Raw genomic sequence first — 22319 nt, 5'->3', positions numbered from 1 at the left:
TCGTAGCGTGAGGGCGTGACGGTGCAGCAGCGGGTGCTGGTGGTCGCGGTCCTCGCGTCGTTCGTGTCGTTCCTGGACGGCTCGGTGGTCAACGTCGCGCTGCCCGCGATCTCCGCCGAGCTCACCACCGGGCCGGTCACCGGTCTCGCGCTGCAGCAGTGGGTCGTCGACGCGTACATGATCACGCTCGGCGCGCTCATCCTCCTGGCCGGGTCGCTGTCGGACGTCCACGGGCGCCGCCGCATCATGGCGATCGGGCTCGTCGGGTTCGCCGTGACGTCGGTCGCGTGCGCGCTCGCGCCCGACGGCCTCGTCCTCGTCGTCGCGCGCGGCCTCCAGGGCGTCGCGGGCGCCCTGCTCGTGCCCAGCTCGCTCGCCATGATCATCTCCACGTTCGACGGCGAGCGGCAGGCCCGCGCGATCGGCTCCTGGACCGCGTGGACCAGCACCGCGTCGCTCGTCGGGCCGCTGCTCGGCGGCATCCTCATCGACGCGATCTCGTGGCGCTGGGTCTTCTGGATCAACGTGCTCCCCGTCGCCGTCACGCTGTGGCTGCTGCGCGGCGTGCCCCGGTCCGCGGCGGAGGAGCCGGGCGCCGCGGCGGGCCCGGGTGGGCGACGGCGCATCGACACGCTCGGGGCGACGCTCGCCGCCGTCGGGCTCGCGGGCACGGTGTTCGCGCTCATCGAGCAGGGCCGCTTCGGGTGGGCGAGCCCCGTGGTGTGGGGGCCGTTCGCCGTGGGGGTCGTGTGCCTCGCCGCGTTCGTGGGGTGGGAGCGCCGCGCCCCGGACCCGATGCTGCCGCCGCGCCTGTTCCGGGTGCGCAACTTCGCGTGGGGCAACCTCGCGACCGCGGCGATCTACGGCGCGCTGTACTTCGGCGGGTTCGTCGTCACGCTCTTCCTCCAGCAGGTCGGCGGGTACAGCGCGACCGCCGCCGGGCTCGCCCAGCTCCCCGTCACGCTCGTGCTCCTCGCCCTGTCGACGCGGTTCGGGGCGCTCGCGGGCCGCTACGGCCCGCGCCTGTTCATGACGCTCGGCCCGATCGTCGGCGGGGCCGGCTACCTGCTCCTGCTCACCACGACCGACGACGCCGTCTACGTCACCCAGGTCCTGCCGGGTCTCGTGCTCTTCGGCCTGGGCCTCGCGATGACGGTCGCGCCGCTGACGTCGGCGATCCTCGGCTCGATCCCCGCGGCCGACGCCGGCATCGGCTCCGCGGTGAACAACGCGGTGTCGCGCGTCGCGGGGCTGGTCGTCATCGCGTTCGCGGGGGTGATCGTCGGCGGCGTGCTCGACCTCGACGGCTTCCACCGCTCGCTCCTCGTCACGGCGGGTCTGCTCGTCCTCGGCGGCGTGCTCAGCTGGGTCGGCATCCGCAACGACCGTGTGCGCGCCGCCGTCGCCGGACAGGCCGAGAGCGGCTGAGTCGGGGGCCGGTCCGAGCCCGTCGTGCCGCGCAGCTAGCGCACCGTCTGCAGGTCGTGGGTCGAGGAGTTGAGGCGGCGTGCGCCGTCGGGCACGTCCGGCGGGAACGCGACGACGATGTCCTCGATCCGGACGCCGAAGCGGCCGGGCAGGTACACGCCCGGCTCGACGGAGAAGCACATGCCGGGCTCGATCGGGCGGTCCTCGCCCTCCACCATGTACGGCGGCTCGTGCGTCGTCGTGCCGATGCCGTGGCCGGTGCGGTGCACGAACTGCTCGCCGTAGCCCGCGTCGACGATGACGGCGCGCGCGGCGCGGTCGACGTCCTGGCACGTCGCGCCCGGGCGCACCGCGTCGACCCCGGCCTGCTGCGCGCGCCGGACGACGTCGTAGACCTCGCGCTGCTGGTCCGCGAGGGCGTCGTCCGTGCCGCCCGCGACGAGCACCGTCCGTGAGGTGTCCGACCCGTACCCGTCGCGCAGCCCGCCGAAGTCGAGCACGACGAGGTCGCCGGGCTCGATGACGCGGTCGCTCGCGTCGTGGTGGGGGTCGGCGCCGTTCGGGCCGGAGCACACGAGCGTGAAGTCGACCTGCTCGTGCCCGTGCTCGCGCAGGAACCGGTCGAGGTCGGCCGCGACGTCCCGCTCGCGCCGGCCCGCGAACGCGACGCCCAGGACGTCCGCGAACGCGGCGTCGGCGGCCGCGCCCGCCGCGGCGAGGCGCTCCACCTCCGCGGCGTCCTTGACGGCCCGCAGCGTCGGGACGGCGTCGGAGAACGCGGTGAGGCGGGCGCCGGGCAGCGCGCGCTGGAGCCCGAGCACGTGCAGCGCCCACGTGGCGTCCGAGACGGCGTAGTTGCCGTCCGCGGCGAGGAGTCGCGCCGCGGCGTCGTGCTCGTCGTCGCCGTCGCGCCACGTCACGACGTCGAGGCCCTCCGCGCCCGGGGCGGAGGCCAGGTCGCCCCGCTCCAGCAGCGGCACGACGACGGACGCCCCGCCGGTCGTCCCGGTCCCCTCGGCGGGGATCGCGAGCAGCGTCAGCCGCTCCGTCTCCGGCGGCGTGTACCCGGTGAAGTACGCGAGGTCGGGGCCGGGCGAGACGAGCAGCCCCGTGAGGCCGGCCTCGCGCGCGTGCGCGGCGGCGCGCTCGCGACGCGCGGCGTAGACCTCGGGACCGAACGCGGCCCCCGGACGTGCGGCATCGGTGCTCGACATGAGCCCAGCGTGGCACCGCTCGCCGCGGAGATCGACCCGAGCGGCCCGACGTCGGTCCTCCGCGGGTCCGCTCGGGCGGCCGGGCCGGGTCCGGGAGTGGCAGGCTGCTCGCATGACCGACGTGCGCAACCTCCTCGCCGCCCTCGACACGTTCGACGGGCACTGGCAGCCGCACCGCGTGGCGAGCCTCAACGACGCCGACGTCAAGGTGGTGAAGGTGCTGGGCGAGTTCGTCTGGCACACCCACCCCGAGACCGACGAGCTGTTCCTCGTGCTCGACGGCGAGCTGACGATCGACCTGCGCGACGGCGGCGCCGAGCGGGCGATCGTGCTGGGCCCGCACGACCTGTTCGTGGTGCCGCGGGGCGTCGAGCACCGGCCGCGTGCCGCCGTCGAGACCTCCGCGGTGCTCGTCGAGCGGCAGGGGACGGTCAACACGGGCGACGCGGGCGGCGACCTGACGTCGCCGCTGCGGGAGCTGCCGGGCGAACCGCCGACCGCCTGACGGTCGGAGCCCGACCGGCCCGGACGTGCCGGACCGGCCCGCCGCGGGTCGATCGGGCGCCGCCCGGGCCGGTCTCGGAGGGTCAGACCCGCACGACGACCTTGCCGCGCACGTGCCCGGACTGGCTCGCGCGGTGCGCGTCGGCGGCGTCGGCGAGGTCGAAGACCTCGGCGACCTCCGGGCGCAGCAGGCCCTCGTCGCCGAGCCGCGCGAGCTCGGTGAGGTCGGCTGCGTCGGGGCGCACCCACACGTAGTGCCCGCCCAGCTCGTCGCGGGCCCGTGCGTCCGTGATCGAGGCGACCGTACCGCCGTCGCGCAGCACCTGCGGGACCGAGTCGAGCGCGTCGCCGCCCACGTAGTCGAGGACCACGTCCACGCCCTCGGGCGCGAGCGCCCGGACCCGCTCCGCGAGCCCGTCGCCGTACGTCACCGGCTCCGCGCCGAGCGACCGCAGGAAGTCGTGGTTGCGCTCCGACGCCGTCCCGAGGACGCGCGCCCCGAGCGCCTTCGCGATCTGGACGGCGAACGACCCGACGCCGCCGGCGGCGGCGTGCACGAGCACCGTCTGGCCCGCGGCGAGGCCGGTGCGCCGGATGGTCTGGTACGCCGTCAGCCCGGCGAGGGGCACGGCCGCCGCCTCCTCGAACGACCACGCCGCCGGCTTGCGCGCGAGCGTCCGGACGGGCGCCGCGACGAGCTCGGCGAACGTGCCGCCCGAGACCTCGCCGCCCACGACGTCCTTGCGCACGTACCCGTACACCTCGTCGCCGACCTGGAGCTCGGGGGTGTCCAGGCCCACGCGCTCGACGACGCCCGCCACGTCCCAGCCGGGCACGACGGGGAAGACGGCGTCCATGACCTGGTCGAGGTACCCCTCCCGGACCTTCCAGTCCACCGGGTTCACGCTCGCGGCGCGCACGCGCACGAGGACGGAGTCGGGGCCGACCTTGGGGGTCGGGAGGTCGGTCGTCTCGAGGACGTCGGGGCCGCCGTAGCGGGAGTAGGTGATGGCTCGCATACGGGCGGCAACCCCGCGGACGCCCGACGGATTCCCGCGGCGCGGTCAGCCCTCGAACGCGGTGGGGTCCATGTGGAGGACCTCCCACTGGTGCCCGTCGAGGTCGGCGAAGCTCCGCGAGTACATGAAACCGCCCTCCTCCTGGGGGTCCTTGACCGCCGTCGCGCCGGCGGCGAACGCGGCGTCGACGAGCCGGTCGACCTCGGCGCGGGAGCCGACGCTCAGGGCGTTGATCACCTCGGTCGTGGCGGTCGCGTCGGCGATCGCCTTGTTCGTGAACCGCTGCGCGAACTCCGCGGTGAGGAGCATCACGTAGATCGTGTCGCTGAGGACGATCGAGGACGCGTTCTCGTCCGTGAACTGCTCGTTCACGGTGTACCCCAGCGCGGTGTAGAACGCCTTGGCGGCGTCGAGGTCCTGGACGGGCAGGTTGACGAAGATCTGGGTGCTCATGCGGTCCTCCGGTGTGGCGGGCGGGTCGCCCGGTGCGGGTGTCGTCGGGGTAGACGACGGCCCGCCCGGGAACTCATCGCCCGGCCGCGCGGTGGCGCGACCGGGCGCCGCCCTGCCTCGGCGCGACGTCAGACGAGCACGTCGCCGTCGCGGGCCACGACCCGGCCGCCGGCGACGACGAGCGCGCGGCGCGGGGCGCGCACGACGGCGTCGGGCACGTTCTCCGCGTCGACGAGCACCACGTCCGCGGGTGCGCCGACGACGAGGTCGTGGACGTCGCGGCCGACGAAGCGCGCGGCGTCGGACGTCGCGACGCGCGCGGCGGTGACGAGCTCCTCGTCGTACCGGAAGCGCGAGAGGCGGGCGAGCTGGGTCGTCAGCGCGAGGAGGTCGCCGGTCCCGTAGGGGGACCACAGGTCGCGGATGCCGTCCGTGCCGAGCCCGACGGCGACGCCCGCCGCGCGCAGCGCGTGCACGGGCAGGGGAGCGGCACCGATCGGCGCGACCGTGGTCATGGTGATGCCGGCCTCGCCCATCGCGGCGACGAGGTCCGCCTGGCGCGACGCCGGGACGTCGCCCACCGCGAAGCCGTGCGCCACGTTGACCTTCCCCTGGAGGCCGGCGCGCAGGGTGCGGTCGATCATGAGCTCGACCTGGAACGCGCCGAGGTCCCCGCCGTCGTGGAGGTGGACGTCGATCCCGACGCCACGCCGCTCGGCGATCGCGAACAGCCCGTCGAGCTGGCCGACGGGGTCGCGGTCGATCGACGCCGGGTCGAGGCCGCCGACGTGCTTCGCGCCCGCGGCGGCGGCCGCGTCGAGCAGGTCGAGCACCCCGGGCCGGCGCAGCACGCCGTCCTGCGGGAACGCGACGATCTCGGCGTGCACGGCGCCGTCCAGCGCGGCGAGCGCCTCGCGCACGACCTCGATGCCGCGCAGCCCCAGGCCGAGGTCGACGTCGACGTGGGTGCGGATCGCCGTCGTGCCGTGCCGCACGAACTCGCGCAGCACCGTGAGCGTCACGTCGACGCCCGGGATGCCGAGCTCGTCGCGGTGCGCGCGCTCGTGCGCGATGCGGCCCTGCGTCGTCGCCTCGCCGCCGTAGCTCACCCAGGGCCGGCCCCACCAGCTCTTGTCGACGTGCGCGTGGGCGTTGACGAGGCCCGGGAGCGCGAGCAGGCCGCGGCCGTCGACAACGCCGGCCTCCGGCGCCATGCCCGCCGCCGGGTCGTGCGGCGTCACCGCGGCGATGCGGCCGTCCGCGACGTGCAGGTCGACCGGCTCGCCGCCCCAGGGGCGGACGTCGCGCAGGACGGTGACGGTCTCGGGGGTGCGGGCGGTGGTCATGCGGCGGGTCCTTCCGGCAGCGGGACGACGACCTGGGGCCGTCCGGGGATCTGGATCTCGTACGTGTCGAGCGTGCCGAGGTCGACGACGGTCGCGCCGTCCCACGCCTCGGCCTGCGTGTACCCGCCGGCGAGCACGGCGCTCGGGCGGCCCGTCGCGGGGTCGGTCCACGTCGTCACGGTCTCGTGGCGGCGCGTGAGCGGAGCGACCTGCTCCGCGCCGGTCGCCGGTTCGAGCACCGTCACGTTCGGCCCGCCCGTGGCGTTGCCGAACGGGCCGTTGCCCACGACGACGACGCGGCCGTCGGGCGCGCGGGCGACGCCGTGCTGGTGGCTGTCGGCCGCCGAGGCGACGGTCGTCGTCGTGCCGGTGGCCGGGTCGAGGCGGACCAGCACGCGGCCCTGGTAGGGCAGCAGGAGCGAGCCGTCGTCGTCGAGCACCGCGTAGTGCGGCTTCTCGAACGACGCGAGCCCGCCGTCCGTGCCGAACGGCGCGACCTCGATCCGCCGGGCCTCGAACGTCGTGGTGTCGACGACGTGCACGGAGAACGCGTCGTGGTCGACGGTGTAGACCTCTCTGCCGTCGGCGGCGACGAGCACGTCGAACGGTCGCAGCCCCACGGGCGTGCTCGCGACGACCTCGCGCGACGCGACGTCGATCGTCTCGAGCGTCGACGAGTCGCCGCGGTGGACGGCGACGTGGACGCGGGCGCCGTCGGGCGAGACGGCGATGCCCATGCCGCCGCGGCGGTACTCGCCGAACGCGACGCGCGCGGGCGCGTCCCGGTAGGGGAGGAGGTCGACCCGCTCGCGCGTCGCGAGGTCCACGACGGCGACGCCCTGGGCGGTCGACACGTAGGCGCGCATCGTCGGGGCGTGCACGGCGACGCCCCACGGCGCGGCCCCCACCTCGATGCGGTCGACGACGGCGCTGCCCTCCCGGATCGTCGGGTCGACGACCGCGAGCCCGTCGGACTCCGCCTCGGTCGCGAGCAGGAACCGCGGGGTCTCGACGGCGGGGACGGCGTCGGGCGCGGGGGTCGTCGGCCCGTCCGCGGGCGTCGTCGCCGGAGCCTGCGGGGTGGCGGCCGGGCTCGGCGGTGCGTCGGGCGTGGCGTCGTCGCCCGCCCCGCCGGGCGTGCACGCGGCGAGGACGGCGACGCCGAGCGCCGCGGCCCACACCGCCGCGCGGCGCGGCCGACGGTCCCCGGACCGGTCGGTGCGGCACGGGAGGGGAGGGGCAGCCATGGCCAAATAGTATACCAATCGCGCGAGCGCTCCGCGGGCGTGATGCGGCGACCGACCGAGGACCGCGGCCGGGTCAGCCCTCGAGCGTCGCGGGCGCCTCCAGCACGACGTCTTCCGGCGACTTGTCCCGGCGCCACCCCTTCCACACGGGATGGCGCAGCTTGCCGAACGGGACGTCGTCGCCGTCGCCCTCCCCGGCGCCCGTCCACTCCGCGTAGACGACCTCCGCGACCCGCCGCGGCGACACCCAGTGCGCGTCACGCGCGTCCTCGCGCGGCACGCCCACCGCGGGCGGCGTCGTGCGCCCGATCCGGTCGAGCTCGGCGACCAGGTCGCGTCGCTCGGCGTCCGTGAAGCCCGACCCGACCCGGCCCACGTAGACGAGGCGGCCGTCGTCGGGCACGGCGAGCAGCAGGGACCCGACGAGGTGCGTCCGCTCGCCGTGGCCCGGCCGCCACCCGACCACGACGACCTCCTGCGACTGCGCGTGCTTGAGCTTCAGCCACAGCGCCGAGCGGCGGCCCGACGAGTACGTCCCGTCGCGCCGCTTCGCGACCACGCCCTCGAGCCCCAGCCGCCTCGACGTCTCCATCGCGGCCTCCAGGTCCCCGTCGAAGACCGGCGGCACGTGCACCGGGGCGACGGCGTCGCGCAGCACGTCCTCCAGCACCTCGCGCCGCTCGTCGTACGGGCGCTTCGCGAGCGACCGCCCGCCGGTCTCCAGGACGTCGAACACCATGAGGTCGACCGTGACCCGCCGTCGCGCCGCGGCGACGTCCCCCGGCTTGGCGATGTTCGCGCGCTGCTGGAGGCGCCGGAAGCTCGGCCGCCCCCGCGCGTCGAGCGCGACGATCTCCCCGTCCAGCACCACCGGCAGCGCCTCGGCCGGGACCTGCTCCGCGAGCGCCTGCAGCTCCGGGTACGTCACCGACATGTCCTTGCCCGAGCGGCTCACGAGCCGCACGCGCCCCTCGGACACGTGCGCGAGCGTCCGGAACCCGTCCCACTTCATCTCGAACGCCCACGCGTCGCCGTCGTGCAGGTCGCCCGCCGACGCGGGCGACGCGAGCATCGGTCGCCAGTCCGTCCGCGCGGGCCGTGGCTCTGGAGCGGCGTGGTCGTCGGGCGAGGGCGCGCCGCGAGCCGACCGCGAAGCCGGGGGTGGGGAGGAGGTGCCGGGTCGTGGCGGGTCTGGCGGGAGCGGCGAGGGACGAGCCGCGGATGGTAGACCCGGCGCCTCCTCCCCACCCCCGGCGCCCCGACCCCGCGCGCTCTCGCCCGAACGGCTCGGCCTCGGCGCCATGAGGTGGATCAGCCAGTTGTCCTCGTCGCGGCCGTCGCGGCCGCCCGTGTGGATGAGCGCGAGGCGGCGGGTGCCGTGCTGCTCGCCGTGGAGCGTGACGATGACCTCCTCGCCGTCGCGCCACTTCTCGAGCTCGTACGTGCCGGCGTCCCAGATGGTCACCTCGCCGGCGCCGTACTCGCCCTTCGGGATCGTGCCCTCGAACGAGCCGTACGCGAGCGGGTGGTCCTCGGTCTGGACGGCGAGGTGGTTCTTCTTCGGGTCGGTCGGCTCGCCGCGCGGGAGCGCCCAGCTCACGAGCACGCCGTCGTGCTCCAGCCGGAAGTCCCAGTGCAGGCGGCGGGCGTGGTGCTCCTGGATGACGAAGCTGTTGCCCGCGCTCGGCGGCGGCGCCTCGTCCGGGACGGGCTCGGGCGTGCGCCCGGCGTCGCGCATGGAGCGGTACCGGTGCAGGCGGTCGGGCCGCTCGTCGTCCGTCCCGCCGTCCGCGGCGTCGCCGCCCGACGCCGCACCCCCCTTGCGCTCGAACGTCGCCATGCGCGCGGGCGTGGGCTCGAGCGCGGAGAGGTGCCCCTGCGTGAGCGCGGCGAGCGGGTCGCCCAGGGTGCGCACGCGCTCGACGACCTCGTCGAGGTCGAGGTGGCGCAGGTCCGGGTCGTCGAGCTCCTCCCAGGTGCGGGGCGCGGCGACGGTGGGGTGCTCGCGCCCGCGCAGCGAGTAGGGGGCGATCGTCGTCTTGTTGCCGTTGTTCTGGCTCCAGTCCACGAGCACCTTGCCGCCGCGCAGCGACTTCTTCATGTCGCTCACGACGAGGTCGGGGTGCTCGGCCTCGAGGTAGCGGGCGAGCTCGTGCGCGACGGCGGAGACGGCCGCCGCGTCCTGCTTGCCGTCGAGCGCGGCGTACAGGTGGATGCCCTTCGACCCGCTCGTCACGGGCAGGGGCTCGAGGCCCATGCCCTGGAGGATCTGCCGCGCCTGGCGCGCGACCTCCGCGCACTCGGCCAGCCCGGCCCCCGGGCCCGGGTCGAGGTCGAGGACGAGTCGGTCGGGGTCGAGGTGCGCCCCGGTGCGACCGAACTGCCACTGCGGCACGTGGAGCTCGAGCGACGCCGTCTGGCCGAGCCACGTGAGGGTCGCGAGGTCGTTGACCAGCACGTAGTCGTTGGCGCTGCTCTTGTGCTGGATGCGTCGCGTGCGCACCCAGGACGGGACGCCCTGGCCCGCGTTCTTCTGGAAGAACACCTGGCCGTCGACGCCGTCGGGCCACCGCTTGCGCGTCGCGGGCCGGTTGGCGCAGTGGGGGAGCATGACGTCGGCGACGGCCGCGAGGTACGCGAGGACGTCGGCCTTCGTCGTGCCGGTGGCGGGGTAGAGGACCTTGTCCAGGTTGGTGAGGCGCAGGCGGTGACCACCGACGTTCACCGTCTCGCCCGCCCGGCTGGATGTGGTGGCCATGGGCCCATCGTGGCGCGGGCCCGACGGCGTCGCCCGCCGTGGCGGGAACTTCTCGGCGTCCTCGACCGTGGACACTGGGTGGGGCTGTCCGACCGGCCGGGGAGCCCGCCCGGGGTCGATGCCGGACCGAGAGGATCACCGTGACGCACCTGACGACCGACGACGTACCGCTCCCCGCGGAGATCGGTCCCCGCGTCCGCGAGTTCCGTCGCCTGATGATGAACTACAAGTTCGGCATCGACGAGGTGATGACGAAGATCACCGTGCTCCGCGACGAGTTCCGGCACATGCACGACGACAACCCGATCGAGCACCTGGGCTCGCGCCTGAAGTCGCTCGAGTCGATCGTCGCGAAGGCGCGGCGCAAGGGGATCCCGCTCACGCCGGAGGGCGTGCGGGAGAACATGTTCGACGTCGCGGGCGTCCGCGTCACGTGCGCGTTCGTCTCCGACATCTACCGCGTGCGCGACCTGCTCGTGGGCCAGCGCGACCTCACGGTCCTGGAGGAGCGCGACTACATCGCGCACCCGAAGGGCAACGGCTACAAGAGCCTGCACCTCATCGTGAAGGTGCCGGTGTTCCTCTCCGACCGCGTCGAGGACGTCGTCGTCGAGATCCAGCTCCGCACGATCGCCATGGACTTCTGGGCGAGCCTGGAGCACAAGATCTACTACAAGTACCAGCGGGACGTCCCTCAGCACCTGACGGACGCGCTCAAGCTCGCGGCGGACGTCGCCGCGACCCTCGACACGACGATGGAGCGCATCCACGACGAGGTGCGCAGCCTCGACGGCGTACCGGAGCCGGTCGAGAACACCGACGAGCTCGCCACGCCGCGCGAGGTGATGGAGAGCTTCATGCGGACGGCGCAGGTGGCCGACGAGGCGTTCCACGAACGCCGCCACGACGGCTGAGGCGACGCGCCCGCACGGGCCGCGCGACGACGTCGGGCCGCTCAGACCAGCGTCTCGACGCCGATCCGCACCCGGTCGCCGACGTCGACGCCCTCGGCGCGGCGGACCGCGGCCTTGATCGGCACGACGAACGTCTTGCGCTGCGCGTCGGGGAACACCGACGTGGACCAGCGCTGCGCCCCGAGCGTCACCTCGACCTTGACCGAGCCGAACCCCGCGGGCGGCAGCGGCAGCTCCGCGATCTCGTCGCTCACGTCCTCCGGGAGCGCGGCGAACACCCAGCTGTCGGTGCGCGCCTCCCACCGCCACAGCTCAGCCTCGAACTCGAACCTCGTCCCCGCCACCCGTCCATGGTGCCGCGGACCACCCACACGCGGGTGCCGACGTCGCGCCGTATCCCTCGCGGGCGGGCGCCGGTGACGCCACCATGGACGGATGAGGGCCATCTGGAAGGGCGCCATCACGTTCGGCCTCGTCAACGTGCCGGTCAAGGTGTACTCCGCGACGGAGGACCACGACGTGCCGCTGCACCAGGTCCACGACAAGGACGGCGGCCGCATCCGCTACCGGCGCGTGTGCGAGATCGACGGCGAGGTCGTGCCGTACGAGCACATCGACAAGGCGTACGACGACGGCGAGCGCACCGTCGTGCTGACGAGCGAGGACTTCGCCGCGCTCCCCGCCGAGCGCAGCCGTGAGATCGAGGTCGTGGAGTTCGTGCCGAGCGAGCAGATCGACCCGCTCCTGCTCGACCGCAGCTACTACCTGGAGCCCGACTCGAAGTCCAACAAGGCGTACGTGCTCATGCGGCGCACGCTCGAGGAGACCGACCGGACGGCGATCGTGAAGTTCGCGCTCCGGCAGCGCACGCGGCTCGCGGCGCTGCGCGTGCGGGACGACGTGCTCGTCCTCCAGACGCTGCTGTGGGCCGACGAGGTGCGCGAGGCCGCGTTCCCCTCGCTCGACGACGAGGCGAAGGTGACCGACAAGGAGCTCGCCATGTCGGCGCAGCTCGTCGCGAGCTTCGAGGCGGACTTCACGCCGGAGGAGTACGAGGACGACTACCAGGCGCAGCTCCGCCAGCTCATCGAGGCCAAGCTCGAGCAGGGCGACGCGCTGGACACCGCCGAGACCTTCGGCGAGCAGCCGGAGGAGGGCGAGGGCGCGGAGGTCATCGACCTCATGGAGGCGCTGCGCAAGTCGGTCGCGTCGTCGAAGAGCTCGCGCGCGAGCGGGGGGAAGGCCTCAGGTTCAGGCTCAGGTTCAAAGTCCGGGTCGGGCTCCGGGTCGACCGCGAAGTCGGGCTCCGGCCGCGCGGGCTCGTCGTCGGGCAAGGGGTCGAGCGGTTCCCGGTCGACGAGCGCGAGCAAGAGCTCGGGCACGAAGGAGAAGGCGGCGTCGAAGCCGGCCGCGAAGAAGAGCACGAGCCGCGCCGCCTCCACGAAGGAGAAGTCGACCACCTCGAAGACGACCCGGAAGAAGGCGTCCGCCTAGCACCGGGCGGCGGGCGGGCGCGCACCGCGCGATCCCGGGCGGGTGCGATGAGTTCCGCGCCCGGCACCCGTCGGAACGGGTGGGCGGTCGACCGGCCGCCCGCGAGGCCCTGCGAAGGAGACGACGATGCGCGCGATCGTGCCGAGCCTGTGGTTCGACGGCAACCTCGAGGAGGCCATCACGTTCTACTCGAGCGTCTTCCCCGACGCGAAGGTGGGCGACGTGTTCCGCCAGCCCGACGGCACCGCCGTGTCGGCGGACTTCGAGCTCGCCGGCCAGCGGTTCGACGCCATCAACGGCGGGCCGCAGTTCCCCTTCACCGAGGCGGTGTCGTTCGTCGTCGAGTGCGAGTCCCAGGACGAGGTCGACGAGTACTGGGCGGCGCTCACCGACGGTGGCCAGGAGTCGCAGTGCGGCTGGCTCAAGGACCGGTTCGGGCTGTCGTGGCAGGTCGTGCCGCTTGAGTTCCTCGCGATGCTGCAGGATCCCGACCCGGCGCGCGTGCAGCGCGTCGTGGACGTGATGATGACGCAGTCCAAGCTCGACCTGGTGCCGTTGCGCGCCGCCTACGAGGGCTGAGCCGGGCGCCGCCGAGCGTGATCCCGGAGGACGGGCGGCTCCTCGGGGATGCCCAGGCAGCCCCCAGGTCTGGTTGAATGCGCTCGACATCCGCGACGGCGCGCGCCGTCCTCTCGTGAAGGATCACGAACCGAGTGAAGAAGCTCCTTGCCGGCACCGTGGGGACGGTGCTGGCCCTCGGCGGGCTGGGCGTCGCCACCGCGACCCCCGCAGCCGCCGCCACCCCTTCCGTCCAGCCCTCCTGCAACTCCCTCTACGTCAGCCTCGACGACTACCCGCAGGGCACGTCCGTCGTCGTGACCCTCGACGGCGAGACCGTCGAGAGCACGACGTTCGACACGTCCTACTCCTTCTGGCGCGATCTCGACTTCTCCGTCCCGCACGACTGGAGCGTCGTCGTGGACGCACCGGACGGAGCGGACGGGGACTTCTCCGACAGCGGCAGCACCGTCCCGTGCGACACCGACCCGAACGTCTGGGCCGACGCCTGGGCCTCGTGCGGTGAGCTGTCGACCAACGTGGGCGGTTACCCGGAGCGCTCGCGCGTCGTCGTGAGCGTCGACGGTGCCGTGGTCGGCGACGAGACCTTCACCGGTTCCTTCTGGACCGGCTGGCCGCTGGACTGGCGGACCCCGCACGACTGGTCGGTCACGCTCGACGCGCCCGGGGACGCGCTCGATCGGAGCTGGTCCGGGACGACGGAGCCGTGCCGCTTCGACCCGAGCCTGCGCGTCGACGTCAGCGCCTACTGCGAGGTGCTGTGGGTGGACGTCGCGGGATACCCGGCGGGCACGGCCGTCGCCGTCCGGCTCGACGGGGAGGCCCTCGGCGACGGGGTCGTCGACGAGAGCGGGTTCTTCTCGGGCGAGTGGACCATCGACGGCTCGCGCACCCAGGAGTGGGAGGTCGCCCTCGACGCCGCGGACGACGCGCTGGACCGGACCGAGACCGGGAGCACCGAGCCCTGCTGGGTCGAGCCGACGGTCGTCGAACCGGTCATGCCCGTGGTGCCGACGGACTGCGACGCGACGCCGGACGACGTCGTCCTGCCGGACGACACGGCCGAGATCACGTACGAGCGGACCGCGGAGGGGATCGTCGCGACGGCGGCGCCCGGCTACCGGTTCGACAGCCTGGCCAGCGACCAGTGGAGCTTCTACGGCGAGAGCCAGGTCATCCTGCACTGGGGATCGGCCGTCCGACCGCGCTGCGAGCTCGAGGTCCTGTCGGTCGTGCCGACGTGCGACGCCGGCGTGCCTCTCGTCGACATCTCCGTGACCCCGCCGGCCGGTGCGACCGACGACAACTCGACCTTCTTCATCGAGTGGGAGGGCCCGGGAGGGCCGTACGAGGTCGTCTACGGCGACGCCGGGTTCGGGCACCCGTGGACGACGCGCCAGCCGTGGCCGGGGTTCGTCACCCACGACGACGGGACCGTGTCGCCGACGTACGACCCCACGTGGCGGCTGGACGACGTCGACCTCCGGCTCTCCGCGACCGTCGCGGCGGACGGCGGCGCGTACACCGTGTTCCACAGCGCCACGGTGGAGGACGCGCCGACGGCCGATCCGTGCGCCGACGACCCCGGGCCGCACTTCTCGGTCGACGTGACCCCGCGCTGGCTCGCCGGCAAGCTCTACCTCGGCGTGCGCGTCCTGAACGAGGGCGACGGTGCCGCGGACGTGAGCGTCGTGACGCCGTTCGGACGCAAGCACTTCCCGCGCGTCGCGGCCGGGGCGAGCGCGTACCAGGCGTTCGCGGTGCGGACGTCGGAACCGGTCGACGGTCAGGTGGACGTCTCGTTCACGGCCGACGTCGACGGCGGGCCGGTGACGCGCGAGCGGTCCGTGCCGTTCTCGTTCGGGGGCTAGCAGTCCCGACTCGCGACGGTCTACGAGGAGAGGCCCGGCGGGGCGCCCTGCGGCGCCCCGCCGGGCCTCTCTCGTGCCTCCGGGCGGCGCCTCAGGCGGTGGCCGTCCGGCGGAGCGCGACGAGCTCGCCGATGAGGCCGAGGAGGTCGTCCACGTCGTCGCCGGGGCGGGGGCCGCGGAAGGCGAGGTCCTCGCCGGGGGTGCCGTCGCCGTCGCCCCCCTCGTCGCCGCCCGTGACGCGGCCGAGCACGTCGCTGCTCAGCGCCGCGTGCGCGTAGAGGCCGTCGCTGAGCAGGACGATCGCGTGCGCGACGACGGGGTCGCCGACCTCGTCGAGCACGGCGCGGGTCCACGCGTCGTGCGCGCCGTCGAGCGCGGCACGGGCGCGCGGGTACGACCCCTGCGCGAGCCGGGACACGGCGAGGTAGACGAGCTCGAACTCCGTGTCGACGAGCGTCGAGGTGCGGATGAGGTAGTCGACGGCCCCCGCGGGGGCGGCGCGCATGGCCTCCACGTCGGCGGCGGTGAGCTCCCGGAGGTGCTCGGTGAGGCCGTCGGCGAGCGCGTCCTTGGAGCCGAAGTGGTAGAGCAGCCCGCCCTTGGACACCCCGGCGCGCTCGGCGACCGCCTCGAGCGTGGCGGCGCGCTCGCCCTGCTCGACGAGCAGGGACGCGAACGCCCGCAGGACCTTGGCGCGAGCAGCGGGGGGCGGCGGCATGGCACCGAGGGTAGTCGGCCCGTGCGGACCCGCAGGCCGGTGAGTCGCGAGCCCGCGGCCGGTACGGGGGCGCCGGTCGGGGGAGACGGCGCGGTGCGGAGCGTCACAGTCGCGGGCGGGATGACGGTGGCCTGTCTCATCGTTACTATACCGTCTGGACGGTCTGGAAGTTCGACGCTACCGCGTCGCCCCGGCCGCCCGGAAGACGTGGAAGGACCCCTCGCCGTGACGACCCCCGTGACGACGACCCCGACCGGGACCGCCGCCCAGCACGAGCCCGCGACGCGCGGACCCGCGCGCGGCGCCGCCGGCCGCTGGTTCGCGCTCGCCGTGCTCATGCTCCCGGTGCTGCTCGTGTCGGTCGACAACACCGTGCTCAGCTTCGCGCTGCCCCAGATCTCCGAGTCGCTGCGCCCCACCGGGACGCAGCTGCTGTGGATCATCGACATCTACCCCCTCGTGCTCGCCGGCCTGCTCGTGCCGATGGGCTCGTTCGCCGACCGTGTCGGCCGCCGTCGGCTGCTCCTCACCGGCGCGGTGGGCTTCGCCGCCGTCTCCGTGGTCGCGGCCTACGCGCCCAGCGCCGGCGCGCTCGTCGCGTCGCGCGCCGCGCTCGGCTTCTTCGGCGCCATGCTCATGCCGTCGACGCTCTCGATCCTGCGCAACGTCTTCACCGACCGCGAGGAGCGCCGGCTCGCCATCGCCGTCTGGGCCGCCGGGTTCGCGGCCGGGTCCGCGCTCGGGCCGATCGTCGGCGGCTTCCTCCTCGAGCACTTCTGGTGGGGCTCGGTCTTCCTCCTCGCCGTCCCGGTGCTCGTGCTGCTGCTCGCGCTCGCGCCGTTCTTCGTGCCCGAGTCGCGCGACCCCGCGCCGGGCCGGATCGACGTCCTGTCGATCGTGCTCGTCATGGCGACCATGACGCCGGTCGTCTACGGCATCAAGACCTTCGCGAAGTCCGGCCCGAGCGTGGTCGCGCTCGTGAGCGTCGCCGTCGGGCTCGCCGCGGGCGTGCTGTTCGTGCGCCGTCAGCTCCACCGGTCCGACCCCATGATCGACGTGCGCCTCTTCACGCGCGGTGCCTTCAGCGGCGCGGTGCTCGTCAACCTGCTGTCCGTGTTCTCGCTCGTCGGCTTCCTGTTCTTCGTGTCGCAGGACGTCCAGCTCGTGCTCGGGCTCGGCCCGATGCAGGCGGGCGTCGCGCTCCTGCCGGGGCTGGTCGTCATGATCGTCGCCGGGCTCGGCGTCGTCCGGGTGGTGCGGCGCGTGCGCCCGGCGCACGTCGTCGCCGTCGCGCTGCTGTTCTCCGCGACGGGCTACGCGATCGTCGCCGCGGGCGCCGGGCAGAGCACGCTCGCGCTGCTCATGGTGGCGTTCGTCGTGCTCTCGCTCGGCGTGGGCGCGGCCGAGACCGTGTCGAACGACCTCATCGTGTCGTCCGTCCCCGCCGCGAAGGCGGGTGCCGCGTCCGCGATCTCCGAGACCGCGTACGAGGTGGGCGCCGTGCTCGGCACGGCGGTCCTGGGGAGCATCCTCACGGCGTCGTACCACGCGAACGTCGTCGTCCCGCAGGGCGTCCCCGCGGCCGACGCCGTCGCCGCGGCCGAGACGCTCGGCGGCGCGACCCAGGTCGCCTCGACCCTGCCCGCCGGGCAGGCGCAGGCGCTGCTCGACTCCGCGCACGCCGCGTTCGGCAGCGGCGTCGGCACGACGTCGCTCATCGGCGTGGTGCTCATGCTCGTCGCCGCGGGCGTGGCGCTCGTCACGCTGCGGGGCGCGAAGTCCTGACGGCGCGCCGCCTCGCGCGCCCCGCCGCACCCTCGCGGCGGGGCGCGCGGCGCTCGCGGTTGGCGACGAGAGCCGCGATCCGGGAGGCTGGGCGGTGATGAGCCGTCCGCACCGCACCCCGCCCCGCTGGGTCCGCTGGACCCTCGGCATCCTGCTCGCCCTCGTGCCGTGCGTCGTGTGGGGGGTCACGACGGCGACGGCCGAGCGCAGCCTCGGCCCGCACGAGGCGCTGTACGAGGTCACGACGAACGGCCTCGTCACCGTCGACCTCGGCCCGCTCGGGACGATCCAGATCGACTCGCCGCTGCCGCTCGGCCTGGGCGCCGACGTCACGGTCGAGGAGATCCCTGCCGACCTCACGGCCGTCGGGCAGGCGGACACGCTGGAGGGCCTGTCCCAGGACCTCGAGGACTACCTCCGCTTCTTCGGCGGCCCGCAGGAGACGATCGGCTCCGTCGCGCGCGCCCTCGTCGTCGACGCGCTGCGCCGCACGGGGTTCGCGGTCCTCGTCGTCGCGGCCGTCGGTGCCGGTGTCTCCCTCCTGCTCGGCCCGCCGCGCCGACGCGAGCTCAGCGAGCGGGTCGCGCCGCGGACGTACGAGATCACCGCGGGCGTCGTGCTCGTCTCGCTCGTCGGTGCGTCGCTCGTCGCGAGCGACCCGGGGACGACGTCCGGGCCGTCCCAGCGCGCGTCCGCGGTGTTCGACGGGACCCCGCTCGAGGGCGCGCGCATCACCGGACGGCTCGCGGGCGTCGTCGACACCTACGGCGCGATGCTCATCGACCTCTACCGCGAGAACGAGGACTTCTACGCGCGCGCGGACGCCAACCTCGTCGCGGCCTGGGACCGGCGCGACCGGATCCAGCGCCTCACCGCGCCGCGACCCGCCGCGGCGGGCCCGTCCGACGACCGGGCCTCCGACGAGCCGTCCGACGACGCGTCCTCCGACGCCTCCGACGCGACGGGCGACGCCCCGGAGGCGACGGAGGGGACGACGTCGGGCACGGGCGACGGGACCGACGCGGGAGCCGACGAGCCCGGCGCGCCCGACGACGGCTCCGACAGCGAGACCGACACCGAGGCGGGCGACGAGCCGACGCCGCGGCCCGCCCCGGCGGCGGAGGAGGACCTCGTCACGCTCCTCGTGGTGAGCGACCTGCACTGCAACACCGGCATGGCCCCGCTCATCCGGACCGCGGTGGAGCGGTCGGGGGCGTCGGTCGTCCTCAACGCCGGCGACACCACGATGAACGGCACGGCCGTCGAGTCGTTCTGCGTCGACTCGTTCGCCTCCGCGGTGCCGAAGGGCGTGACGATGGTCGTCGCCGACGGCAACCACGACAGCGTCGAGACCTCGGCGCAGGAGCGCGCGAACGGCCAGACCGTCCTGGACGGCAAGGTCGTCGAGGTCGAGGGGATCCGCATCCTCGGCGACCGCGACCCGCTCGAGACGCGGCTCGGGCTCGGCAGCCAGCCGCCCCGCGAGGAGACGCCGGAGGAGTACGCGGCCCGGCTGACCGAGGTCGCGTGCGCCGAGCAGGAGGACGGCGACCCGATCGACCTCCTCCTCATCCACACGCCCCGCATGGGGAACGAGGCGCTCGACTCCGGATGCGTCCCGAACCAGGTCTCCGGGCACATGCACACCCGGTCCGGTCCGGAGCGGACGGGCGGGGGCGTCCGGTACGTGAGCGGGAGCACCGCGGGCGCGGTCAAGGACCAGCTCCGCATCGGACCGCTCAAGGGCACCGCCGAGATGACGGTGCTGCGCTTCGACCCCGAGCGGCGGCGCATCGTCGACTGGCAGCTCGTGCAGATCGGGACGGACGAGTCCGCGAAGGTCTGGCCGCGGATCGCATGGCCCACGCCGTCCGGCGAGCCGGTCGTCGAGGAGCCCGACGAGGACGGCACCGAGGCCGGCACCGAGGGCGACGTGCCCGACGGCGACGCGCCCGCCGACACCCCGGCCGGGGGTGAACCCGCGGGCGAGGGCTGAGCCGCTGCGCGTCGGTGCTCGCCGCGCGCTGCGCGGCACGGCAGGATGGGGCGCATGAGCAGGTCGACGCGCTGGATCGTCGTGTCGGTGGTCCTCGCGCTCGTCGTGGTGCTCCTCGCCCCGTTCGTGTACTCGGAGGTGCAGGAGGGCCGCACCCCGCCCCCGCTGGGTCTGCAGTCGCCGGGGGAGGAGACGGCGTCCGCGGCCCCGGCCGCGCCCGGGCCCTTCGACGTGGACGGCGAGTGGGTCGTCGCGCCGGGCTCCGAGGCGGGCTTCCGCGCGGACGTCCTCGACGTCCCGGCGGACGAGGCGGTGCTGCTCGGCACCACGCCGGACGTCACCGGCACGCTGCGCGTCGCGGACGGCGAGCTGCAGACCGCGACGGTGACCGTCGCCACGACCGCGCTCCGGACGGGGTCGTCCGTGGCGGACCGCCAGCTCCAGCAGGCGCTCGAGACGGACCTGTACCCGACGACGCTCTTCTCGCTCACCTCGCCGCTCGACGTGAGCGAGCTCGCGGCCACCGAAGAGCCGGTCCGGCTCCAGGCCGCGGGGGCGCTGACGATCCGCGACGAGACCCAGGCCGTGACGGTCGCGCTCGACGTGCAGCGGTCGGGCCAGGGGGTGCTCGCGACCGGGGCGACCGGCGTGCGCTTCTCCGACTTCGGCATCGCGGTGCCGCCCGACGCGCCCGTGCAGGTGCGCGACGAGGGGACGGTCGAGGTGCGGCTCGAGCTCGTCCGGTCCGCGACCCCCTGAGCTCGCGCCGGACACCGTGACCTAGGGTGGTCGGGTGGACCACCCGACCGACCTGACGCCCGTTGCCCAGGACTACCTCAAGGTCGTCTGGGCCGCTCAGGAGTGGGCGGACGAGCGCGTGACGACGAAGCTCCTCGCCGAGCGCATCGGCGTCGGGGCCTCCACCGTCTCCGAGACGGTCCGGCGGCTCAGCGCCCAGGGTCTGCTCGAGCACGCGCCGTACGGCGCGATCACGCTCACCGAGCGCGGCCGCAGCCTCGCGCTCGCGATGGTGCGCCGCCACCGGCTCCTCGAGACGTACCTCGTGTCGGAGCTCGGCTACGGGTGGGACGAGGTCCACGACGAGGCGGAGGTGCTCGAGCACGCGGTCTCCGACCTGCTCATCGAGCGCATCGACGCGCGCCTCGGGCACCCCACGCGCGACCCGCACGGCGACCCGATCCCCGGTGCCGACGGGACCGTCGTCCGCCCGCCCGCGGTCCCGCTCGCGGAGCTCGTGGTGGGGGACCGCGGCACGGTGGTGCGGATCTCCGACGCCGACCCCGACGTGCTGCGCTACCTCGCCGAGATCGGCGTCGGCCTCGACACGGGCGTCGAGGTCCGCGAGCGCCGCGAGTACGCGGGCATCCTCTCGGTCGTCTGGTCGCCGCCGACCGAGGGCGTCGAGCCGGCGCCGGAGCGACGCCCGGCGCCGCCCGCCCAGCTCGGCCTGCGCGCGGCGGACCACGTGTGGGTCGTGCGCGCCGAGCCCGTCTCCGCCTAGACTGGTCGCTGGCCCCTTCTTCTCGTCGCCGATGTCGCCGACCGGGCTCGAATCGATTCGACACCTCGGTCCGAGCCGCTCGCCCGACCCGCCCGACCGACGCACGAGGACACCCAATGACCGACGCCACCCCGACCGCACCGCCGTCGGACGCCCCTGAGCCGCGCGACGCCGGCCGCCTGCGCGGCGCCGGACCCGCGCTGCTCGCGCTCGCGATGGGCGGCTTCACCATCGGGACGACCGAGTTCGCGACCATGGGGCTCCTGTCCGACATCGCGACCGACCTCGGCACGTCCATCCCGACCGCCGGCCACGCGATCACGGCCTACGCCGTCGGGGTCGTCGTCGGCGCGCCGCTGCTCACCGTCGCCGCGGCACGCGTGCCGCGCAAGACGCTCCTCGTCGCGCTCATGGCGTTCTACACGCTCGGGAACCTCTTCTCCGCCACGGCGGGGAGCATCGAGACCCTCGTCGCCGGGCGCTTCCTCGCCGGGCTGCCGCACGGCGCGTTCTTCGGCGTCGGGGCGGCGGTGGGCGCGGCCGTCGCCGGTCCCGGCCGTCGGGGCCGCGCCGTCGCGACGATGATGGCCGGCCTGACGATCGCCAACGTCGTGGGCGTCCCCCTCTCCACGTTCGCCGGGCAGCAGCTCGGCTGGCGGGCCGCGTTCGTCGTGGTCGGGGCGCTCGGGCTCGTGACGCTCCTGGCGCTGTGGCGGCTGATCCCCGCCGGGGCGGGCAACGAGGACACGAGCGTGCGGCGCGAGCTCGGCGCCCTGCGCAACGGCCCGCTGTGGACGGGTTTCGTCGGCGCCGCGATCGGGTTCGGCGGCATGTTCGCCGTGTACTCCTACGTCGAGCCGACCGTCACGCGCGTCACCGGGCTCGCGTCCGGCGCGGTGCCGCTCGTGCTCGCGATCTTCGGCGTCGGCATGACCGTCGGGACGGTGCTCGGCGGCCGGCTCGCCGACCGCTCGGTGATGCGCACCGTGTACCTCGGGTTCGTGTCGACCGGGGCGATGCTGGCGCTCTTCGCGCTCACCGGGCAGCACCCCGTCCCGGCCGTGCTGTCGCTGTTCCTCCTCGGCGTCACGTCGCAGATCCTCGGCCTGTCGCTCCAGACGCGGCTCATGGACCTGTCGCCGTCGGCGCCGTCGCTCGGTGCGGCGCTGTGCCACTCCGCGCTCAACGTCGGCAACGCCAACGGGGCGTTCCTCGGCGGGCTCGTCATCGCCGCCGGCTGGGGCTACCTCGCGCCCGCCTGGACGGGCGTCGCGCTCACCGTGGCGGGGCTCGCCATCATCCTCGTCGTCGGTCGCCGCCCCGCGGGCGTCGTGGTCGCCCCGCTGCCCGACGACGCGCACGCGCCGTCCGCGGCCGCCCCGCCGCCGCGGTAGCCCGCTGACCGGCCGAGGTGGCGCGCGTGCGGTGGTCCGGTGTCTCCCAGCCAGGTCCCAGCGGGGCGCGGTAGGTT

General features: G+C 74.6%; 19 protein-coding genes. 11 read left to right on the top strand and 8 right to left on the bottom strand.

Going from position 1 to position 22319, the window contains the following annotated elements; translation table 11 throughout:
• Window positions 1-15 precede the first annotated feature (15 nt).
• The gene (locus tag HKK73_RS12165) at window positions 16-1428 is read left to right on the top strand and encodes an MFS transporter (RefSeq protein WP_171468100.1); all 1413 of its coding nucleotides are present in this window, start codon (window positions 16-18) and stop codon (window positions 1426-1428) included.
• Between the two features lie 35 nt (window positions 1429-1463).
• Here HKK73_RS12165 and HKK73_RS12160 read toward each other — a convergent pair whose 3' ends face one another.
• Window positions 1464-2642, bottom strand: coding sequence for an aminopeptidase P family protein (locus HKK73_RS12160; protein WP_171468099.1), 1179 nt, complete (start codon window positions 2640-2642; stop codon window positions 1464-1466).
• 112 nt (window positions 2643-2754) lie between these two features.
• Here HKK73_RS12160 and HKK73_RS12155 point away from each other — a divergent pair, with 112 nt between their 5' ends.
• Entirely contained in the window at window positions 2755-3147 is a 393-nt protein-coding gene (locus HKK73_RS12155) for a cupin domain-containing protein (RefSeq protein WP_171468098.1), read from the top strand.
• 82 nt (window positions 3148-3229) lie between these two features.
• On the opposite strand, the gene HKK73_RS12150 is transcribed toward HKK73_RS12155, so the two are convergent.
• The 5 genes from HKK73_RS12150 to HKK73_RS12130 form a co-directional block, all read right to left on the bottom strand.
• Window positions 3230-4165 carry an NADP-dependent oxidoreductase gene (locus tag HKK73_RS12150; protein WP_171468097.1) on the bottom strand — a complete coding sequence of 312 codons (936 nt, stop codon included), beginning with the start codon at window positions 4163-4165 and terminating at the stop codon, window positions 3230-3232.
• 45 nt (window positions 4166-4210) lie between these two features.
• A complete protein-coding gene (locus tag HKK73_RS12145; protein WP_021482782.1) occupies window positions 4211-4618 on the bottom strand; it encodes a VOC family protein in 408 nt (135 codons plus the stop codon).
• A gap of 128 nt (window positions 4619-4746) precedes the next feature.
• On the bottom strand, window positions 4747-5964 hold the full coding sequence (locus HKK73_RS12140; RefSeq protein WP_171468096.1) for an amidohydrolase: 1218 nt from the start codon (window positions 5962-5964) through the stop codon (window positions 4747-4749).
• Window positions 5961-7211, bottom strand: coding sequence for a YncE family protein (locus HKK73_RS12135; RefSeq protein ID WP_171468095.1), 1251 nt, complete (start codon window positions 7209-7211; stop codon window positions 5961-5963). Before HKK73_RS12135 ends, HKK73_RS12140 begins: the two co-directional genes overlap by 4 nt.
• Before the next feature lie 73 nt (window positions 7212-7284).
• Window positions 7285-9969 carry an ATP-dependent DNA ligase gene (locus HKK73_RS12130; protein WP_171468094.1) on the bottom strand — a complete coding sequence of 895 codons (2685 nt, stop codon included), beginning with the start codon at window positions 9967-9969 and terminating at the stop codon, window positions 7285-7287.
• 215 nt (window positions 9970-10184) lie between these two features.
• Here HKK73_RS12130 and HKK73_RS12125 point away from each other — a divergent pair, with 215 nt between their 5' ends.
• A complete protein-coding gene (locus HKK73_RS12125) occupies window positions 10185-10883 on the top strand; it encodes a GTP pyrophosphokinase family protein (RefSeq protein WP_085388716.1) in 699 nt (232 codons plus the stop codon).
• A 41-nt stretch (window positions 10884-10924) separates the two neighbouring features.
• On the opposite strand, the gene HKK73_RS12120 is transcribed toward HKK73_RS12125, so the two are convergent.
• Window positions 10925-11227 (bottom strand): DUF1905 domain-containing protein, encoded by a 303-nt coding sequence (locus HKK73_RS12120; protein ID WP_031315545.1) that lies wholly within the window; start codon window positions 11225-11227, stop codon window positions 10925-10927.
• A 91-nt stretch (window positions 11228-11318) separates the two neighbouring features.
• Between HKK73_RS12120 and HKK73_RS12115 the strand changes: the two genes are divergently transcribed.
• From HKK73_RS12115 to HKK73_RS12105, 3 genes are all read left to right on the top strand, one after another.
• Entirely contained in the window at window positions 11319-12377 is a 1059-nt protein-coding gene (locus HKK73_RS12115; RefSeq protein ID WP_171468093.1) for a Ku protein, read from the top strand.
• A 126-nt stretch (window positions 12378-12503) separates the two neighbouring features.
• A complete protein-coding gene (locus HKK73_RS12110) occupies window positions 12504-12956 on the top strand; it encodes a VOC family protein (protein ID WP_043654330.1) in 453 nt (150 codons plus the stop codon).
• A gap of 134 nt (window positions 12957-13090) precedes the next feature.
• Window positions 13091-14827: a hypothetical protein gene (locus HKK73_RS12105; protein WP_171468092.1), complete on the top strand. Its 1737-nt coding sequence runs from the start codon at window positions 13091-13093 to the stop codon at window positions 14825-14827.
• Window positions 14828-14918: 91 nt separating this feature from the next.
• Here the strand turns inward: HKK73_RS12105 and HKK73_RS12100 are convergent, their stop codons facing one another.
• Window positions 14919-15545, bottom strand: coding sequence for a TetR/AcrR family transcriptional regulator (locus tag HKK73_RS12100; RefSeq protein ID WP_253705630.1), 627 nt, complete (start codon window positions 15543-15545; stop codon window positions 14919-14921).
• 225 nt (window positions 15546-15770) lie between these two features.
• On the opposite strand from HKK73_RS12100, the gene HKK73_RS12095 reads away from it, so the two are divergent.
• The 5 genes from HKK73_RS12095 (at window position 15771) to HKK73_RS12075 (ending at window position 22242) form a co-directional block, all read left to right on the top strand.
• Complete coding sequence (locus HKK73_RS12095) at window positions 15771-17330, top strand: MFS transporter (protein ID WP_232322540.1); 1560 nt, start codon at window positions 15771-15773, stop codon at window positions 17328-17330.
• Window positions 17331-17427: 97 nt separating this feature from the next.
• Window positions 17428-19326 (top strand): metallophosphoesterase, encoded by a 1899-nt coding sequence (locus HKK73_RS12090; protein ID WP_171468090.1) that lies wholly within the window; start codon window positions 17428-17430, stop codon window positions 19324-19326.
• 54 nt (window positions 19327-19380) lie between these two features.
• A complete protein-coding gene (locus HKK73_RS12085; protein WP_144722574.1) occupies window positions 19381-20085 on the top strand; it encodes a YceI family protein in 705 nt (234 codons plus the stop codon).
• 34 nt (window positions 20086-20119) lie between these two features.
• Window positions 20120-20848, top strand: a complete 729-nt coding sequence (locus tag HKK73_RS12080) for a metal-dependent transcriptional regulator (RefSeq protein WP_305792567.1) — start codon at window positions 20120-20122, stop codon at window positions 20846-20848.
• A 116-nt stretch (window positions 20849-20964) separates the two neighbouring features.
• Window positions 20965-22242 carry an MFS transporter gene (locus HKK73_RS12075; RefSeq protein WP_171468089.1) on the top strand — a complete coding sequence of 426 codons (1278 nt, stop codon included), beginning with the start codon at window positions 20965-20967 and terminating at the stop codon, window positions 22240-22242.
• The last annotated feature ends 77 nt before the right edge of the window (window positions 22243-22319 follow it).

This window comes from Cellulosimicrobium sp. 72-3 (assembly GCF_013127315.1).
Lineage (GTDB): Bacteria > Actinomycetota > Actinomycetes > Actinomycetales > Cellulomonadaceae > Cellulosimicrobium > Cellulosimicrobium funkei.
This window is presented reverse-complemented; position numbering and strand designations above follow the sequence as displayed.